Annotated in this window: 11 protein-coding genes; 8 read left to right on the forward strand and 3 right to left on the reverse strand. The window is 44.9% G+C overall.

Annotated features, from left to right (window positions below):
* The first annotated feature begins 89 nt into the window (after positions 1-89).
* From aroQ to EL210_RS02595, 3 genes are read left to right on the forward strand one after another with little or no spacing between them, the layout of a single operon-like run.
* Positions 90-524 (forward strand): type II 3-dehydroquinate dehydratase, encoded by a 435-nt coding sequence (gene aroQ / locus EL210_RS02585; protein ID WP_018919686.1) that lies wholly within the window; start codon positions 90-92, stop codon positions 522-524.
* 3 nt (positions 525-527) lie between these two features.
* Positions 528-1,208 carry an O-methyltransferase gene (locus EL210_RS02590; RefSeq protein ID WP_018919685.1) on the forward strand — a complete coding sequence of 227 codons (681 nt, stop codon included), beginning with the start codon at positions 528-530 and terminating at the stop codon, positions 1,206-1,208.
* A 23-nt stretch (positions 1,209-1,231) separates the two neighbouring features.
* Positions 1,232-1,603, forward strand: coding sequence for a hypothetical protein (locus tag EL210_RS02595; protein WP_018919684.1), 372 nt, complete (start codon positions 1,232-1,234; stop codon positions 1,601-1,603).
* A gap of 636 nt (positions 1,604-2,239) precedes the next feature.
* Here the strand turns inward: EL210_RS02595 and EL210_RS02600 are convergent.
* Together EL210_RS02600 and EL210_RS02605 are read right to left on the reverse strand one after the other, a co-directional pair.
* On the reverse strand, positions 2,240-2,701 hold the full coding sequence (locus EL210_RS02600; RefSeq protein ID WP_018919695.1) for a transposase: 462 nt from the start codon (positions 2,699-2,701) through the stop codon (positions 2,240-2,242).
* Positions 2,702-3,060: 359 nt separating this feature from the next.
* A complete protein-coding gene (locus tag EL210_RS02605) occupies positions 3,061-4,629 on the reverse strand; it encodes an AraC family transcriptional regulator (RefSeq protein WP_018921151.1) in 1,569 nt (522 codons plus the stop codon).
* A gap of 383 nt (positions 4,630-5,012) precedes the next feature.
* On the opposite strand from EL210_RS02605, the gene EL210_RS02610 reads away from it, so the two are divergent.
* The 5 genes from EL210_RS02610 (at position 5,013) to EL210_RS02630 (ending at position 14,050) form a co-directional block, all read left to right on the forward strand.
* Positions 5,013-8,123, forward strand: coding sequence for a SusC/RagA family TonB-linked outer membrane protein (locus EL210_RS02610; RefSeq protein WP_018921150.1), 3,111 nt, complete (start codon positions 5,013-5,015; stop codon positions 8,121-8,123).
* 21 nt (positions 8,124-8,144) lie between these two features.
* Positions 8,145-9,881, forward strand: a complete 1,737-nt coding sequence (locus EL210_RS02615) for a RagB/SusD family nutrient uptake outer membrane protein (RefSeq protein WP_018921149.1) — start codon at positions 8,145-8,147, stop codon at positions 9,879-9,881.
* A 25-nt stretch (positions 9,882-9,906) separates the two neighbouring features.
* Positions 9,907-11,637, forward strand: coding sequence for a DUF4980 domain-containing protein (locus EL210_RS02620; protein ID WP_025879797.1), 1,731 nt, complete (start codon positions 9,907-9,909; stop codon positions 11,635-11,637).
* A 145-nt stretch (positions 11,638-11,782) separates the two neighbouring features.
* Entirely contained in the window at positions 11,783-12,961 is a 1,179-nt protein-coding gene (locus EL210_RS02625) for an MFS transporter (protein ID WP_004373144.1), read from the forward strand.
* A gap of 207 nt (positions 12,962-13,168) precedes the next feature.
* Positions 13,169-14,050 carry a carbohydrate kinase family protein gene (locus EL210_RS02630; protein ID WP_018921147.1) on the forward strand — a complete coding sequence of 294 codons (882 nt, stop codon included), beginning with the start codon at positions 13,169-13,171 and terminating at the stop codon, positions 14,048-14,050.
* Positions 14,051-15,581: 1,531 nt separating this feature from the next.
* Here the strand turns inward: EL210_RS02630 and secDF are convergent.
* Positions 15,582-18,572: a protein translocase subunit SecDF gene (gene secDF, locus EL210_RS02635; protein WP_018921146.1), complete on the reverse strand. Its 2,991-nt coding sequence runs from the start codon at positions 18,570-18,572 to the stop codon at positions 15,582-15,584.
* Positions 18,573-18,665 lie beyond the last annotated feature (93 nt).

Here is an 18,665-nt window from a genome sequence, read left to right on the forward strand (position 1 = left end):
TTTGCTGCTACAGGAACGTGTAAGAAACGAGCGCTTCTGCTCTCTATTACGTCCTTACTTCTGCAAAGATAAATAAAAAAAACGAATATATGAAGATACAAATCATCAATGGGCCCAACCTCAACTTGCTTGGGAAGCGCGAGCCCGACATTTATGGTAACCGCTCATTTGAGGACTATCTGCCCACGCTTCAGGCGCGTTTTCTCGATATTGAGCTTCATTATTACCAAAGTAATGTTGAAGGTGAGCTTATCAACAAACTTCAGGAAGTGGGGTTCAGCGTTGACGGTATCGTGCTGAATGCCGGAGCCTACACCCATACGAGCATTGCCTTGCAGGATTGTATCCGTTCACTGAAGTGCCCGGTTGTCGAGGTTCACATCAGTAATGTGCATCAACGGGAAGGCTTCCGGCATCATTCTTTCCTCAGTCCGGCCTGTCTCGGCGTCATCTGCGGCTTCGGCTTGCACGGCTACGCCATGGCCATTGACGGCATTATTGCCCATAAATCAAAGGTGGAATAGGGAATGAACAGACACGGAGAACAGCAGTTTGCAGCGCTTCAGCAGGTGGAAGAGTCTCTCAACGACTATATCTCGACGCATATCGACCCCGAAGACGACTATCTTTACCGCCTCTATCGCGCCACAAACATCCACACTATCCACGGCCGAATGGCCAGCGGACACATTCAAGGACGCCTATTAAAGATGCTCGTCACGATGATTCGACCGAAGCGCATCCTTGAAGTGGGCACGTTCAGTGGCTACAGTGCGCTCTGCATGGCCGAGGGATTAGACGACGACGGCAAGCTATATACGTTTGAAATCAACGACGAAATGGAAGACTTCACACGGCCATGGATAGCGCAATCTCCCGTTGCTGACAAGATCATCTTTACCATTGGAGACGCCAACTTGCTGGCACCACAACTCGGAATTACCTTCGACATGGCCTTTATCGACGGTGACAAACGCACCTATATCGAGACTTATGAAATGGCGATGAAGCTGCTCCGAGTGGGTGGTTTCCTATTGGCCGACAATACATTATGGGATGGTCATGTCATTGATTCAGCCTACGACCACGACCAACAGACGCTCGGCATCCGTGCTTTCAACGACCATGTGCAGGCCGATCAACGCGTGGAGAAAGTCATCCTGCCCCTACGCGACGGGCTTACCCTTATCAGAAAAATCAAAGAATAACCCTAAACAGCCCTTCACAACCCATGGGAAGAAACAAATTCTCACAACAGGAAATCAACGAAATCGGTAAGTTGCTGCGCCTGAAGAATGCAGGAAACCGCCTCAAACAAAAGCTGATACGTCATGATTTGCGCGTAGGCTACGAATTTAATATCTCAGATTTCAACGAACCCGGTAAGGCTTTTGGCGAAGAAGAACTGCAGGAAGCCATTCGTCGTGGTGCAATCCAAATCCTCGATGAGGCCACCATAGCCGACATGAAGGCCAAACGTGCGCGCGACAAAGCCCGCGATGAGGCCGCAAGAGAACAGCAGGCACTCGACAACGGAGCCACCGACTGGAAGGAAGCCATGAAAGAATGGGACGCATGGCAGCAGGAAGAAGAAGCTCGCTGACAGGGAATTTGCGCATGAGAGTAGGGGAGATGCGCCGCTTGAAAAGGCCATTTCCATGTTCAAGCAATACTTAATAAAATAGGGCATAACTCTTCTTGCCTGATCCGTAAATTCTGTTCGTGTGGCCATCTGCATCAAGTCAGCTTGTAACTTGAGTCGAATTACAGCCTAACTTGCGTCACTTCAGCGCGTAACTTGACGCAAGTTACATGGTAATATGACGCTAATTACACGGTGTTTTGACGCAAGTTGCAGGCTCATCTCTCGCCTGCTATCTTACCACATGGTCATTATGATGAAACAATAGGGTGAAGAGTACCACATGATATAGTATAAATTGCCTCATGATTTAATAGAGATTGTCAAATGATTGGGTATATATTGTTTTACAGATTACCTATCATTATACGATGACAATGAAGGTTGTGTTGTGCGATGAGGTATTTTCCATATAGCAACAGCATAGCAGATATACTTTTGAAAGTGTGGCAAGATAACAGGCGAGATATGAGCCTACAACGTAACTGCAAAGCAGTTATGCTTTTGAAAGCCCCATGTTGGCGAGCAAAGTGAGCCAACGTGGGGTGAAAATGTGTGTGCCGAATAAACCCAGTATGGGTTTAGCTTTTTCCTCATTCACGTGCTCCAATAAAATTTTTCATCGTATTTTGTGATGCCTGCATTGCGTAACAGTGATTCAAACTCATCTTTTGCCGAAATCTTTTTATGGTGTTCTTGCTGTTGATAGATATATTGATATACACTATCTCTGTGCCTTATTGAAACGCTGAATGCACCATATCCGCCTTGCCAACAAAAGGAATGGTAATAAGAAGAATTGCGCTCTTTCAGGAAGAGTGTGGCTTTCCGTTTCACCTCTTTCACCACATCAGCTATTGATGTATTAGTAGCAAGCACCAATAAGAAGTGCAGATGGTCGGCAACACCATTGGCAATGAGACAAGGGCAATGTAAGAAATGACAGGTTTGCATGACGAACTGATTCAGCGGTAATTGGTCTTGTGCTTGAATGGTGACGGCTTTTGCATGTTTATGAAATACGCAATGCACAAGGATTTGGTTGAGATATTGTGGCATAAGATTATGAATTGGTTTTTGCAAAGATAGCGAAATCTTCAGTTGTTGATACCTTTCATCCCCCACGTTTTTACGATTTTGTTATACGAAATCAGAGATTAATGGGTTATAACTCCTTTTATTTGGAAGAAGCTGAACCCGTTCCGGGTTTATTTCATGCGTCTATTTAATCCCCACGTAGGCTCACTTCGCTCACCAACGTGGGGCTTTCAAACACACAACTCGTACCGAGTTGCACGCTTACTTGAGTCATTTTACGGCGTAAAGTGACGCAAATTGCAGTGCAATCTGTGTCAAGTTACACGGTCATCTGACGCAAATTGCAAGACGATTTGCACATACAGCCATCTTTTCATGAGTCATGCGTTAGGTTCGTCCAACGCTTTTGCATGTCCGTTCGAGGCTGTAGGCACGTGTCCGAACTGCTCTTTATAGCACTTCGAAAAATAGGAGGGCGAAGAGAAACCCACCCGATAAGAAACCTCAGAGACATTCATTCCACCCTGCTTCAAGAGTCGGTCGGCCTGTTGCAAGCGTGTGATGCGAATGATTTCAACGGGAGAAGATTCGGTGACACTCTTCACTTTGCGATAGAGTTGCACACGACTCATGTCCAACTGTGAGGCTAACATTTCGACATTGAACTCTGAGTTGGCAAGGTTCTTGATGATACATTCGAAGAGTTTATTCATGAAAACCGTGTCGTTATCAAGCACTTCATCGGGCTGAGGGACATTTGCCAACCTGAGATGTCGCTCCAATTGTGCGCGCTGTTCATGGAGTTGCATGTAGTGATGCAGCTTTTCGGTGATGCTTTTCTCGGTCATACGGTGGCGATAAAGGGCCATGCGATAGACATAGAAGAAGATACCTACGAACAGAACAAGGATGATAAGCGTGAGCAACAGATAGACTTTCTGATGATTGTAGCGCATGAAGAACGTGTCAAGTCGCTCGTGCAGGCTCTGAATGCGCTGCTGTTGCATGTTCATTTCATCGGCCTGCATGAGCATCAGTGGTGCTTTATCGGGCGTGACGAGGGCTGATTGCAGCAAGTTCTCCTTTTGATAAGGGCGATGATTGAGGATATTCATGGCTAATTTCATCACCAAATCACCACGCGTTGGATAGATATAAGAGGCTGAAAGCACGCTGTCGGCCACTAATTTCATGCCTCCCTGTTCGCCGGGAAGAGCGTCGACACCGCAGAACAAAGTATTCTTCGGCAGCACACCTGCCTCACGTGCGCCCATGGCCATACGGTCGTTCTGCGCAAAAACACAGGTTATCGTGGCGCATGAAGCTGTTCCATGGCGTTGGCTGAAAGCTTGAATGGCACGGCGACCGCTGGCTTTTGTCCAGTCACCTTGCAGACTTTCAACGAGTTTAATGCCCGGATATCTGCTGATACGCTCTATGAAACCGCGGTGACGTTCAATGGCGGGAGACGACCCTTTGAGTCCCATAAGCTCAATAACATTACCATGATAGTCGAGCTGTCGGGCCACATAGTCACCCATCTGACGTCCAACTTCCACGTTGTCAGCCCCGATAAATGCCGTATATTTACCGTCAGTCTTGCGGTCGAAGAGGATAACCAGAATGCCTTTCTCCACAGCTTTGTCGACAACAGGCGTAATGGCATGGGCCTGATTGGGCGAGATAATCAGCAAATCGACACCGTCTTTTATGAACTGTTCTATCTGTTGGATCTGTCGTTTATCGTTATCGTCGGCCGAAGTAAACCGCATCGTCACACCGTCTTCCATGTAAGTGGCCGTCCGAAGTTCCTGATTGAGCTTGTCACGCCAAATGTCTTCCGAGCATTGTGATACGCCGATGACATATTGCTTGCTGTTCCTGCTGTTGCAAGAGCATATCATAAGGCAACCCATGAAGGTCAGAATAAAAGACGAAATCTTGTTCATACTTTGTCTTTCTATGTAAGGATGTGACAAAGATAGCATTAAATTTGGTAAAATCAAAAGAAATATTGCAATTAAAAGGAAAGCCTCTTCGATGATTAAACCATGATGAATGCAGGATTTCATGTGGCGGAAAACAAGCCCGTTTCTGTTTGAATGCCATTTATATAACATTTAAAACAAATGCTAAAAGATTTGTTTCATGTAACATGTTTTTTAGCTTTTGAACGATTATTGCACGTTTTTAATTTTATTAGCAACTATCTTTGCTCTCGACATCGTAACAACCGGCCTGGCCTTAGGTCTACGAAACCCGGTCGGAAAATATCATACCAATTGGAAAATCATTATCTACGAAGAATTTTATCAACCTAAACTTTATAACAATGAACAATCTGAAACGACTCATCCTGAGCACAATGCTCATGTTCTGTTGCTCAATCTTATTTGCGCAAACAGAATGTTCGGGAACTGTTGTCGATGCTAATGGCGACCCGATTATCGGTGCCTCGGTGATTGAAAAAGGCACATCAAACGGTATTGTCACTGACATTGACGGTAATTTCAAACTGAATGTTAAGCAAGGTTCACTCCTTATTATCTCTTACATCGGCTATGTAACCCAAGATGTTAAAGCAGCTCCAAATCTGAAAATCACACTGAAAGAAGAATCAAAACTGTTGAACGAGGTCGTAGTGACAGGCTACACAACGCAAAGAAAAGCCGATTTGACGGGTTCTGTAGCCGTAGTTTCAACTGATGCACTCAAGACTTCACCTGACACAGACCCTATGCGTGCGCTTCAAGGTAAAGTTCCTGGCATGAACATTACGGTCAATGGCTCACCAAGTGGAGCAGGAACTGTGAGAATACGCGGTATTGGTTCGTTTAACACTTCACAGGATCCACTCTACATTGTAGATGGTGTGCCTACGAATTCTGCCCTGAACTCACTCAATGCCAGTGACATTGAAAGCATGCAGGTGCTGAAAGATGCAGCTTCAGCTTCTATCTATGGATCACGCGCGGCTAATGGTGTAATCATCATTACGACCAAGCAAGGAAAGAAAGGTGACAAGGTAAAGGTAGACTTCTCAACCAACCTCACGGCACAATTCTATACCAACCAGTCCAAGATGAAGCTTAGCAACACGCGCCAATATGCTACGGCAATGGTGCAGGCAGCCCTCAACGATGGCCTTGATCCTGCAATCTATGCCCAAAACTATGGCCTTGACATCAATGCAGCCAATGGAACTTCTATCACCGTATGGAATCCGGCACAGTCAAAATATGTGGACTATACAGTCAATGGACGCTATGACGGCTTCATCAACAGCAAGAAAACCATGCACTTTTCAGATACTGACTGGGTGGATGAAATATCAAGAACAGGTTTTGCCCGCAATTATAATGTATCTCTTTCTCATGCCAATGAGAAACATTCAGCTATGTTCTCCTTGGGTTACAAGAAGAACGATGGTATCTTGAAATATACAGATTTCCAGAACATCTCGGCACGTATGAATGCCTCATACAATTTAAACAAGATGGTTACCGTGGGTGAGAACTTCACCCTTACCTATACGAAACAAGTGGATTGTGCACCGATGGAGAATGCTTTGAAAATGGCTCCAACAGTACCAGTATATGAGATTGACGGCGTGACCTTTGCCGGTCCTGTAGGTGGAATGAGTGACCGTCAGAACCCTGTTCGCGAGGAATATCATAACAAAGATAACCATTTAGACTATTGGAGAGTATTCGGTAATGCCTTTGTGGATATTAAACCACTGAAGAACCTGGTGTTCCGCTCAAACTTCGGACTTGATTTCACAACCTCATTCATCAATGCGCTAACCCACACTTTCACATCTGATGTTGTGAAAAACAACTTGGCTAAGACCAGTCTTGGACAGACAAACAACGTGAACTATACATGGTCGAACACTTTGAATTATAACTTTGCGCTTCAGAAACATAACTTCTCGATACTCGCCGGCTCTGAAATCAACAAGCAGAGCATAGTGGACTTCAATGCTTATTCAGAAGACTATGCCCTTGAAGATATAGACTATATGTGGCCTAATGCAGCAACAGGAACCATGCGCAACAGCGGTGCAAAGGTAGGTTACCGTCTGGCTTCATTCTTTGGCAAAGTGGATTACAATTTCCAAGACTTGCTGTTAGCTTCATTCACCATTCGCTATGACGGTTCTTCTCGCTTTGGTGCCAATCACCGTTGGGGTACATTCCCTGCCGCTTCATTAGGTTTCCGTATTTCACAACTGTTGAAGAAAGATTGGCTTGACGACTTGAAACTTCGCCTTTCTTGGGGTAAGACCGGTAATCAAGCTATCGACAATAATGCCCAGTTCGGCCTTTATGTACGCGATTATGGTTTAGATCGTGTCTCTTCTACTGCCTACGACCTTCACATGGCAGGCTCTGGAACATTCCCCTCTGGCTACAGAGCTATCCAAACAGCCAATCCAAATCTGAAATGGGAGACTGCAACACAATATAATATAGGTGTAGACTATATGCTCTTTTCTGGCTCATTATATGGAAATGTGGATGCATATATCAAGAATGTCAACGACATGTTAATCAATCCTGCCTATCTCGGCGCAATGGGAGAAGGTGGTGCAACGTGGTCGAACGGACCTTCACTGCGCAACTGGGGTATGGAGTTTGCCATCGGTTATCGCAAGACCTTTGCCAATGGCTTGGGTGTAGATGTGAATGGAAGTCTTGATTTCTTCCGTAACAGAGTAACCAGTTTACCTGCGTCAACAACGGGCTCTTATGCGCATACTACAAAGGAAAACCTCGTTCAATCACACAAATCTTATGGTTCAATCGTTGGTTACGTAGCCGAGGGACTCTATCAGAACCAAGATGAAGTGAACCATTCTGGTCAGGACAATGCCCGTGTAGGCGGTTTGAAATACAGGGATCTTGATGGCGATAACAAGATAACATCGGCAGATCAGACATGGATTTTTGACCCAGTTCCAGCATTCTCTTATGGCTTAAACGTTGGCTTGAACTACAAGAACTTTGATTTAACCATGTTCTGGCAGGGCGTTTGTAACCAAGATGTCTATAATAATCAGAAGTTCCAGACCGATTTTTGGAGCATAACCGACCCTGGATCAAACAAAGGAAGCCGTATGCTTGGTGCATGGACTACTGACAACACCTCCGCTACTATTCCTGCACTTACCACACGAAATAGTGCAGACGAAGGACGTGTTTCTTCTTACTTTGTTGAGAACGGATCTTATCTGAAGTTACGTACGCTACAGTTTGGTTACAATCTTCCAAAGGAATTACTCGCTAAAATAATGATGACAAGTGCACGCATTTATATCTCTGGGCAGAATCTGTTGACAATCAAAAGCAGCAGTCTGACATGTTCAGATCCAGAAAATCCAAACTGGAACTATCCAATTCCAACTTCAATTTCTTTTGGTTTACAAGTTGGTTTCTAAACTATTTTAATACTTAGACAAATGAAAAAATCATATATTGCAATTTTATTGCTTGCAGGCAGTTTCACACTTTCAGGCTGCAACGACTTTCTCGACTATAAACCAACAGCTGTAGTTGATGAAAACAAGGCTTTCTCTGACCCAGAAGCAATGACCAATAGTGCCTATGCTATGCTGGGAGATTGCTGGTATCAGTATCCATTTAACCTCTGGACATACGGCGATGTAACATCAGACGATTGTCTGAAAGGAGGCTCCGGAGTCAATGATACCGATTATCATCCCTTCGAAATATGGAAAAACATGACCTCAACTATTGGCCCGTTAGACGAACTCTGGTATAGACTTTTCGCTGCCATTTCACGCTGTAACCGCGCCTTAGTATCTCTCAATAAATACGGAAACAGAAAGTTAGGGGAAACAGAAACAAAGCAACGCATCGCTGAAGTGAAGTTCTTGCGTGCACATTTCTATTATAAGTTGATTACCGTTTTCCGCAAGGTGCCATGGATTGACGAGGAAGTTTTCAAGAATAACACACAGGAACAGACGCACAACGATGCATTTACTTACCAACAACTATTTGAGAAAATCATTGCCGATTTCCAAACTGCATACGACGTTCTGCCTGAAACACAGACAGAAGGAGGCCGTGTAAACAAGATTGCAGCAGCCTCTTACTTAGCTAAATGCTATCTACAATTAGCTTGGGGTGACGGCTATGAACAGACAACAGGTATATCTCACATCAACACATCCTACATGCAGAAAGTTGTTGATTACACCGACGTTGTGAGCCATTCTCACTATGGTTATCTTGAAGATTATGGTGATATTTTCCTACCAGAACATAAGAACAGTAAAGAATCTATATTTGCTGTACAATGCTCTGACTATAAAGATGACAACACTAAGTTCGGCAGAGCTAACTGGTCTAACACGCTGAATGGCTGCTGGGGAATATGGTCTTGCGGCTGGGATTTCCACAAACCATCACAGAATCTCGTAGATGCTTTCAAGACTAAAAATGGTCTTCCTGAATTCGAAGACTTTGATCAGACACCAGCGCACCCTGTGAATGGTCACCCAACCACACAGAAATGGGATCCGCGTTTGTTCCATACTGTGGGTATGCCTACGTTCCCTTACAAGTATGAAAAGCAGTATACACTCACGAAAAGGAACTCCCGTAACCCAAATGACTATGGCTATTACACATCTTTAAAAGAAGTTCCGCAACGCAGTAAGGGCGAAACCTACAACTCACCTTGGCAGGCTTTTGCCATGAATGAATACGTTTTCCGCTACTCAGATGTAATGCTTATGCGTGCAGAAGCACTCATTGAGCTTGGGCGTTTGACAGAGGCTCGCACGATTATCAATGCCATTCGGCAGCGTGCATCCAATTCTATCAACAAGCATATTGCCTATGCTGCCGACCAATGTGAAATAGCTCTCTATCCAAGTTCATACTTCGCCGACAAGGAAACAGCCCGCAAGTGTCTACGTTGGGAACGTCGGTTAGAGATGGGAATGGAGCATGAACGCTTCTTTGATCTACGCCGTTGGGGTATTGCTTCAAAGACCTTGAACCATTATTTCGAGACAGAAGTGAAAGATGATTACGAGGGAATGAAGTTTGCACAATATTATAAAGATGCACACTTCACACCTGAAAAGAATGAATTCTTCCCTGTTCCCTACAACCAACTCTATTATATTCCAGGGCTGTACACACAGAATAAAGGCTACAATTAATAATTAAAATAAATAAGGAACTATGATGAGAACTCTCCATAATTTAGTGTTGGCAGCCGTTTGCGCCGCTTCATCACTCACAGTTCAAGCGCAAACACCTGGAGCTTTGCATGTGCTTAGCGACAACCATGCCTTTTACCGTCTCCAGCAGAAGCACAAATTCCTGCTCTTACCCATAGAGGAAAAGGAAGAAAATGCCCACTTGCGCATCATCAAAAATAACCAAGTGGTGAAAGAACTCAACTGCAGATTGGCGATAGACAAGACTGATTATAGCGTTCCGCTTAAACTGGATGAAAACCAAGACAGCGAGATTCTTATCGATATCACATTCTCAAATAACCGCCGTTCCACTGGTTCTATCAAAGACTTTGTGGCTTGGAAAGAACTCAAGACCAGCGACAGTTTCGATACCACCAACCGCGAAAAGTATCGCCCCATCTATCATCATACCCCCTTATGGGGCTGGATGAACGACCCCAATGGCATGTTCTATAAGGATGGGGTGTGGCATCTCTACTTCCAGCACAACCCCTATGGCTCACAATGGGAGAACATGACATGGGGTCACGCCACATCGAAAGACCTCGTACATTGGACGTTTGAAGGCGATGCTATCCGTCCCGATGCATTGGGAACTATCTTCAGTGGCTCGGCAGTTGTCGACAAAAACAACACTGCCGGCTTTGGAAATGGCGCCGTTGTTGCCATGTACACATCAGCCGGAGCAAGTCAGATGCAGAGTATAGCTTACAGCACTGACAACGGAAAGACATTCACGAAGCATGCCAACAACCCTGTGCTCACGGCGGATATTCCCGACTTTCGCGACCCTCACATGTTCTGGAATGAAGATATCAAGGCATGGAATCTTATCCTTGCAGCAGGTCAGGAAATGAACATCTACAGTTCAAAAGACCTGAAACACTGGACACTTGAAAGTTCATTCGGACATGGATACGGCAATCACGACGGTGTATGGGAATGCCCTGACCTCATGAAACTACCTGTCAACGGAACAGGGAAAGAGAAGTGGTTGCTTATCTGTAACATCAATCCTGGTGGCCCTTTCGGTGGCAGTGCCACACAATATTTCGTGGGATTTTTTGATGGTCATAAGTTCACTTGCGAGAGTAAACCCGAAACAACGAAATGGATGGACTATGGAAAAGACCATTATGCCACCGTCACTTTCGACAATGCACCCGACAACCGGCATGTGGCGATAGCTTGGATGAGCAACTGGCAGTATGCCAACCAAGTGCCCACGATGCAGTTTCGCAGTGCCAACTCCGTGCCACGCGACCTTGGTCTCTTCACCGATGGTGGCGAAACCTATGTCAGCGTAGTGCCTTCCAAGGAGCTTCTTGCCTTGCGCGGTGCAAAGACCGGCAAGCCTACAGAGGCCTGTGAGCTTGTCATCAATATTAAATCGCAGTCGAAACCTACGGTAATCACGCTCAGCAATGACAAGCACGAACAGGTGGTGATGACCTACAATCCCAAGGAACGCACTTTCAATATGGACAGAGCACAAAGTGGAAACACTGCTTTCAGCGACATGTTCAAGGCCACAACCGTTGCTCCTACCCACGGAACAATCAGCCAGTTGCGTGTCTTCATCGACAAATGCAGCATTGAAGCATTCGACGCTACAGGCAAAATGGCCATGACCAACCTTGTATTCCCTACCAATCCCTACGACAAACTGACTGTCAAAGGGACTGCTCGGACAGTTATTTACACATTAAAATAAATCCTGAGAAAAATCGTTCAACATCGTGTAATATAGTTACATCGTCAACTATTTAACACATTTTGAACGATTTTTCTTATGTAAATTCCTATATAAACGGTATATTTGCAACAAGCAATCATTAATCATTAAACCTTTTAACATTATGGATAAAACCAACAAACTTGCCATTATTCCCGTGATGCTATGTTTCTTTGCCATGGGATTCGTTGATCTTGTAGGCACAGCATCCAACTTTGTAAAGGCCGACCTGGGGCTAAATGACGCACAGGCAAACATATTTCCCTCTCTTGTTTTCTTCTGGTTTCTCATCTTTTCAGTGCCTACGGGCATGCTGATGAACAAGATTGGCCGCAAGAAAACCGTGCTGCTGTCACTCATCATCACCTTTATTTCACTGCTGTTGCCTCTCTTTGGCGAGAGTTTCATACTGATGTTGATTGCTTTCTCACTGCTCGGCATCGGCAATGCACTCATGCAAACTTCGCTCAATCCATTGGTTTCAACCGTCATCAAGGGTGGAAATCTGGCCAGTACACTTACATTCGGCCAGTTTATCAAGGCCATAGCATCATTCCTTGCGCCTTATCTTGCCACATGGGGTGCCACTGCAGCCCTGCCAAGTTTTGGCTTGGGATGGCGCATTCTCTTCCCTATCTACATGGTCATTGGCGTTATTGCCACCTTACTTCTGTCAGGAACACCGATTGAAGAGGAAGCTGTTATCGTTGAAAATGAACTTCCTTCGCGCAATATTGCCGATGAATATATTGCCTGTTTCAAGCTTCTGGGCACACCGATTGTACTGTTAAGCTTCATCGGTATCATGTGTCATGTGGGTATCGACGTAGGCGTTAATGCGACAGCACCAAAGATATTGCAGGAGAAACTCGGCCTTACACTCAGTGCCGCAGCCCCCGCAACGAGCTTCTACTTCCTCTTTCGTACCTTAGGATGCCTCACCGGAAGCATCATTCTGCGTTTCATGAAGACACGAACTTTCTTCATTATCAGTGTCGTGATGATGGCTTTGAGCATGTTAGGACTTTATTTCGGCACAACGAAATGGATGCTCTACACGGCTATAGCCCTTGTAGGCTACGGCAATTCCAATGTCTTCTCCATGGTCTTTGCACAGGCTTTGGAATGCGTTCCCACAAAGAAAAACGAGGTAAGTGGACTCATGATCATGGGTCTTTTCGGTGGAACTGTCTTCCCATTATTCATGGGATTGGCCAGCGATGCCGTGGGGCAAGCCGGCGCAGTGGCTGTAATGGCAGTGGGAGTAGTGTATTTGTTCACGTATATAAGGAGCCTTTCATAAACCCACCCCTACCCTCCCCAAGGGAGGGAGCACTTCTTTGAGAAAGCTTTCACATGCTGAAAATAAGATATAAAACAACCAATAACATTATAACCAAGTGCTCTGAACTCCTGAAAACGAACTCAAACAGACCCACGCTATCAAGCGTTCCCTCCCTTGGGGAGGGTTAGGGTGGGTGTTATGGGGCATTTTTTTAATTATTACCTTATGCAGAAAAGATTTATTGTCGGTCTCGGTGAAGCATTATGGGACTGCTTACCCGAAGGTTCAAAGCTTGGCGGAGCACCTGCCAACTTTGCTTATCACACCCATCAGTTCGGTTTTGACGCTATCGCTATCAGCGCTTTAGGCAATGACATCCTGGGGGATCAGACACGAAAAGAACTCGATCAGGCCGGACTTAACTACATTATGCCTATCGTGAACTATCTCACAGGCACCGTACAAGTGACGCTCGACGAAGAGGGAGTACCCACTTACGACATCAAGGAGAATGTAGCGTGGGACAATATTCCGTTCAACGATGAGATTGAAGAGGTGGCAAAGAATGCCCGTGCCGTATGCTTTGGCTCATTGGCACAGCGCAACAGCACCTCACGCGAAACCATTCAGCGCTTCCTTGCGGCCACTCCAAAGGACTGTCTGAAGATCTTTGACATCAATCTTCGACAGAATTTCTACACCAAGGAGATTATAAAAGAGTCGCTTACTGCCTGTGATATCCTGAAAATCAACGATGAAGAACTCGTCACCATCGGTCGACTTTTCGGCTATCCGGGCTTGGACATGGAGAACAAATGCTGGCTCATCCTCGGTAAGTACAATCTGAAGATGCTCGTATTGACCTGTGGTGTCAACGGAAGTTATGTCTTTGCACCGGCTACAAAGTCGTTCCAGGAGACGCCAACTGTAGAGATTGCCGATACCGTTGGAGCCGGAGACAGCTTCACCGCGACTTTCTGTGCAGCCACACTTGCAGGAAAGTCTATCAAAGAAGCGCATAAACTCGCTGTTGATGTGAGTGCCTATGTGTGTACACAGGTGGGTGCAATGCCCGTGCTTCCCGAGAAGTTCACGAAGCTGTTGTAGGAAACAACGAGATAACTCCACATGATACTCAGCTGTTTTCGGTGGCTTAGAAAGCCACCGAACGGTTGTTGATTGCCATTAAATGAATACTCCTTCCCTTAGGTTTCAGGCCTCCCCGTTGCAAGCGACATCGAAAAATATCAGAGAATATATTAGAATATATCACGTTACTTCAAAATAGATGATATACATATTCTTGGATATTCTCCTATATTCTATGATATACCGCGAAGCGGGTAGGAGGACTAAACCTTGAATTTTAAGCCTCCTCGTCGCAAGCGACATTGAAGAATATCAGAGAATATATTAGAATATATCACGCTATTCATAAGCAAATGACATTTATTATCACAGATATTCTCGAATATTCTAAGATATACCGCGAAGCGGGTAGGAGGACTTTCTTTTGAATTTTAGGCCTCCCCGTCGCAAGCGACATCGAAGAATATCGGAGAATATTTTAGAATATATCACGCTATTCATAAGCAAATGACATCTATTATTACAGATATTCTTCAATATTCTAAGATATACCGCGAAGCAGGTAGGAGGACTTTCCTTTGAACTTCAGGCCTCCCCGTCGCAAGCGACATCGAAGAATATCGGAGAATATCTTAGAATATATAACGTTATTCCTAAGCAAATGACGTTCATTATCACAGATATTCTTCAATATTCTAAGATATACTGCGAAGCAGGTAGGGGGCCCTTCCTTTGAGTTTTAAGCCTCCCCGTCGCAAGCGACATCGAAGAATATCGGAGAATATCTTAGAATATACAACGCTATTCCTAAGCAAATGACGTTCATTATCACAGATATTCTTCAATATTCTAAGATATACTGCGAAGCAGGTAGGAGGACTTACGCAATTCACGACACGCCATTGACTTAACGCCTAACTTCGTTTCACACTGATAACTGGATGATATTAAACTACGGCTTCAAAAGAATAACGAAATACCAAGGCATATTTCAACCCATAAAAACTCGCGAATAAAAACTAAAGAGATATTGTTTCTAAAAACAAACTTTGTCAAAAAACATCTGAAAAAAACGGAGATTTTAAAACGGGAAATAGAGAAATCAAGAACGAAAAAACAGAGGAATAAAGACCAAAAGAAAGAGATTGCAACGCCGGAAAAGGGAAGTTGTGACGCATTTTGACGCAAAACACATTGCTTTTTGAGGCAGATTGACGCACAACTTGATGCTTATTAGCACGTGATTTGACGCAAATGACAAGGTAATCTGACGCAAATGGCGAGGTTCATTCATAGATATCATTCTGTTTTTTGTATAAACTGTTGATACATAACGAGTTATAAACTATTCAAATTTCAGGCATTTTCAGCACAAAGGAAAGTTTCATGAAGAATACGAAAGCGTTTTGTAAAGATGTTTCAGAATAGGGATTACTTCTTATAAGCTATGAGAAAGCAACAAAAAAGTCCGTAAATGCCTGTGCATCTACGGACTTTTTATTTTGCCTGCAACACCACCGAACGGCGTTACACCTTATTATATATAAGCTTATTTCACTTCAACAGCCTCGGTTGCAGTCTCTTCCGTGCGACGATCCTTGATGCTCTTACCCATTAAGAGATAAGCAATCGGAGAAGCAATGAAGATAGAAGAGAGCGTACCGAATATGACACCGATAGTCATTGCGAAAGCAAATGGCTGGATACTCTTACCACCCAACAGCAGAATTACCAACAACACAATCAACGTTGAGAATGAGGTGTTGATAGTACGTGCCAGTGTCTGGTTGATAGAGTCATTGAAAAGCACCTGTATATCCTGCTTCGGATGAAGCTTTAAGTTCTCACGTATACGGTCGAACACAACCACTTTATCGTTGATAGAGTAACCGATGACGGTCAGAACAGCACCGATGAAGGTCTGATCTACCTCGAGTGAGAATGGCAACAGGCCTTGCAAGAGCGAGAACAAGCCGATAACAGTCAGTGCATCCAATACCAATGCAATCGTTGAACCGGCAGAGAAAGCCACGTTGCGGAAACGTATAAGGATGTAGAGGAATATGGCAACAAGAGCGATGATGACGCTGATGATAGCACCATAAGTTACGTCCTTGGCCACAGATGGGCCCACCTTAGAACTGCTGATGATAGAACCGCCGGCACGAACATCCGGGTTCTTGAATGCCTCTACACTCTTCTGGCTGATGAGTCCGGCCTTCTTCAAGCCTTGATAAAGCTTGGTTTCAGCCTCATCATCAATCGTAGGACTGTTGGATTCAATCTTATAGTTGGTAGAAATTCGAATGGTCTTGTTGTCTGTTCCCAATGAAAGTGCACCGGTAGTGCAGCCCGGGAAGATGTGAGTAAGCACCTCACGAACCTCTTCAGGCTCGGTAGATTTCTCGAACTGAACAACGTAGTTGCGACCTCCGGTGAAGTCAATGCTCTGTGCAAGACCACGCACGAAGAAGCTTCCAATGAAGACGATTGCAGCGATAACAGCAACAGTAAAGGTGCCTTTATACATTGACATGAACTTGAAGTTCTTGCCCTGCATGAGGTTCTTACTGATACCTGTCCAGTATTTGAGGTTCTGCCAACGGTCTTTCTTCAGCTGATGTTCGTAAACAAGACGTGTCAGGAACACTGCACTGAAGAACGAACAAACAATACCGATAATCCATGTTGTGGCGAAACCTTGAATAGGTCCCGTTCCAAATACATAGAGAATGACACCCGTGATGAGCGAAGTCAAGTTAGAGTCGAAGATTGCAGAGAAGGCATTACTATATCCCGCTGCAACGGCTTGCTTCATACCTTTGCCCACACGTAGCTCTTCTTTGATGCGCTCATAGATAAGAACGTTGGCATCGACAGCCGTACCTAACGACAGAACCATACCTGCAATACCCGACATTGTCAGTGCAGCCTGGAACGAAGTAAGTATACCGAGCGTGAAGAATACGTTGATAACCAACGCCGTATTAGCGATCATACCTGGGATGAAGTTATACATCATCACCATATAGATAATCAACAGCACGAAAGCTATAGCGAAAGAAACAATTCCCTGCTGGATAGATGCAGCACCAAGTGTAGGTCCTACGACTTCTTCCTGAACGATACGGGCAGGCGCCGGCATACGACCTGACTTCAAAGTATTGGCAAGGTCTTTGGTCATTTCAACCGTGAAGTTACCGGAGATAGCACTTGAACCGCCGTCAATCTCACCATTTACGCGCGGAGCTGAATATACGGCATCATCGAGAACGATAGCAATAGCCTTGCCGACATTGGCTTTTGTCAAAGCAGCCCAACGTCGTGCACCCTCGGTATTCATGGTCATGTTAACCTCAGGTTGACCCGTTACGTGATTGAATTCGTCCTTTGCATCAACGACAACATCACCCTGAAGAGGTGCCTGTCCGTTGTTAGAAGTAACCTTGATTGCATAGAGTCCAAAGATGTTCTTGGCCTTGATGCCGTCTTCCGGAGTAGCACTCCAGAGCAGTTTGATGTCAGAAGGCAACACTTGCTTAGCAGTCTGACCATAGATGAGCTTATCAATGGCTGCCGTATCACGCACACTTGCGTAGCCAACGAGCGCCAAAGAATTCTGTCCCGTAGGCTGAAGCATAGCCAACAATGGGTGCTGTTTCTTTGCAGCTTCCATTTGAGCATTGCTCTTCTGTGCTACAGTTTCCTTGTCAGCATTCTTCACTTGGAATTTAACTCCCTTGACAACAGCCTTTTTCTGAGCTTGTTGTGCAGTGGTTGTATCGTTGGAAGCATCGTTGGCAAGACGGCTGTCGAGCTGTTGCAAGTAAGGAATTACCTCTTCAGCATTGTAGGTTTCCCAGAATTCGAGGTTCGCACTACCCTGCAAAAGCTTACGCATGCGCTCGGGTTCTTTGATACCTGGCATCTCAACCATAATGCGGCCGGTCTGCCCTTCGAGTTTCTGGATGTTGGGTTGTACGACACCAAACTTGTCAATACGAGTGCGAACAACGTTGAAAGAGTTGTCAATGGCAGCCTGAACTTCCTCACGAAGCACTTTCTCTACTTCTGAGTCAGAGCTCTGTGGATTGATCTTACCCTGCAATTGCTGTGTAGCAAAGATCTCGGCAAGGCGATGTCCAGGTGCATTCTGACGATAATACTTCAAGAAAAGCGAGATAAAATCACTCTGACTCGTTTCTTCTTCAGCACGAGCTTGCTTCATAGACTTAGTGAAAGCGGGGTCAGTCTTGTGATCAGCCAACGTTTCAAGCACGTCAGGTACAGAGATCTCAAGGATCACATTCATACCACCCTTCAGGTCAAGTCCTAATCCAATCTGGGTTTCCAAGCACTTCTGATAAGAGTAAATGCCCAGATACTTCACAGAATCCTTGTAATCCTGCTGCGCAATTGGGTCTTTAAGCTTCGCAGCTTGGCTGTCGTAATAGCTTGTGGCAACCGAGAATGAAAGATAGAAAATGCTTGCAAGCGTCAGAAGGACGGCTGTACAAATTACAATTCCTTTGTTTTGCATCTTTTTATTTGTTATTGATTTATTGTTTTTCTATGCTCAACACAATAGTGTCACCTATCGTATGCAGACGTGCAAAAATACAAATTTTCTTGC

This window comes from Segatella oris (assembly GCF_900637655.1).
GTDB classification, from domain to species: Bacteria; Bacteroidota; Bacteroidia; order Bacteroidales; family Bacteroidaceae; genus Prevotella; species Prevotella oris.

Excerpts from the sequence above, each read along its gene's own strand:
- EL210_RS02620 (WP_025879797.1), top strand. The coding sequence starts at position 9,907 with ATGAGAACTCTCCATAATTTAGTGTTGGCAGCCGTTTGCGCCGCTTCA.
- EL210_RS02595 (WP_018919684.1), top strand. The coding sequence starts at position 1,232 with ATGGGAAGAAACAAATTCTCACAACAGGAAATCAACGAAATCGGTAAG.
- EL210_RS02615 (WP_018921149.1), top strand. The coding sequence starts at position 8,145 with ATGAAAAAATCATATATTGCAATTTTATTGCTTGCAGGCAGTTTCACA.
- secDF (WP_018921146.1), bottom strand. The coding sequence starts at position 18,572 with ATGCAAAACAAAGGAATTGTAATTTGTACAGCCGTCCTTCTGACGCTT.
- EL210_RS02605 (WP_018921151.1), bottom strand. The coding sequence starts at position 4,629 with ATGAACAAGATTTCGTCTTTTATTCTGACCTTCATGGGTTGCCTTATG.
- aroQ (WP_018919686.1), top strand. The coding sequence starts at position 90 with ATGAAGATACAAATCATCAATGGGCCCAACCTCAACTTGCTTGGGAAG.
- EL210_RS02625 (WP_004373144.1), top strand. The coding sequence starts at position 11,783 with ATGGATAAAACCAACAAACTTGCCATTATTCCCGTGATGCTATGTTTC.
- EL210_RS02590 (WP_018919685.1), top strand. The coding sequence starts at position 528 with ATGAACAGACACGGAGAACAGCAGTTTGCAGCGCTTCAGCAGGTGGAA.
- EL210_RS02610 (WP_018921150.1), top strand. The coding sequence starts at position 5,013 with ATGAACAATCTGAAACGACTCATCCTGAGCACAATGCTCATGTTCTGT.
- EL210_RS02630 (WP_018921147.1), top strand. The coding sequence starts at position 13,169 with ATGCAGAAAAGATTTATTGTCGGTCTCGGTGAAGCATTATGGGACTGC.
- EL210_RS02600 (WP_018919695.1), bottom strand. The coding sequence starts at position 2,701 with ATGCCACAATATCTCAACCAAATCCTTGTGCATTGCGTATTTCATAAA.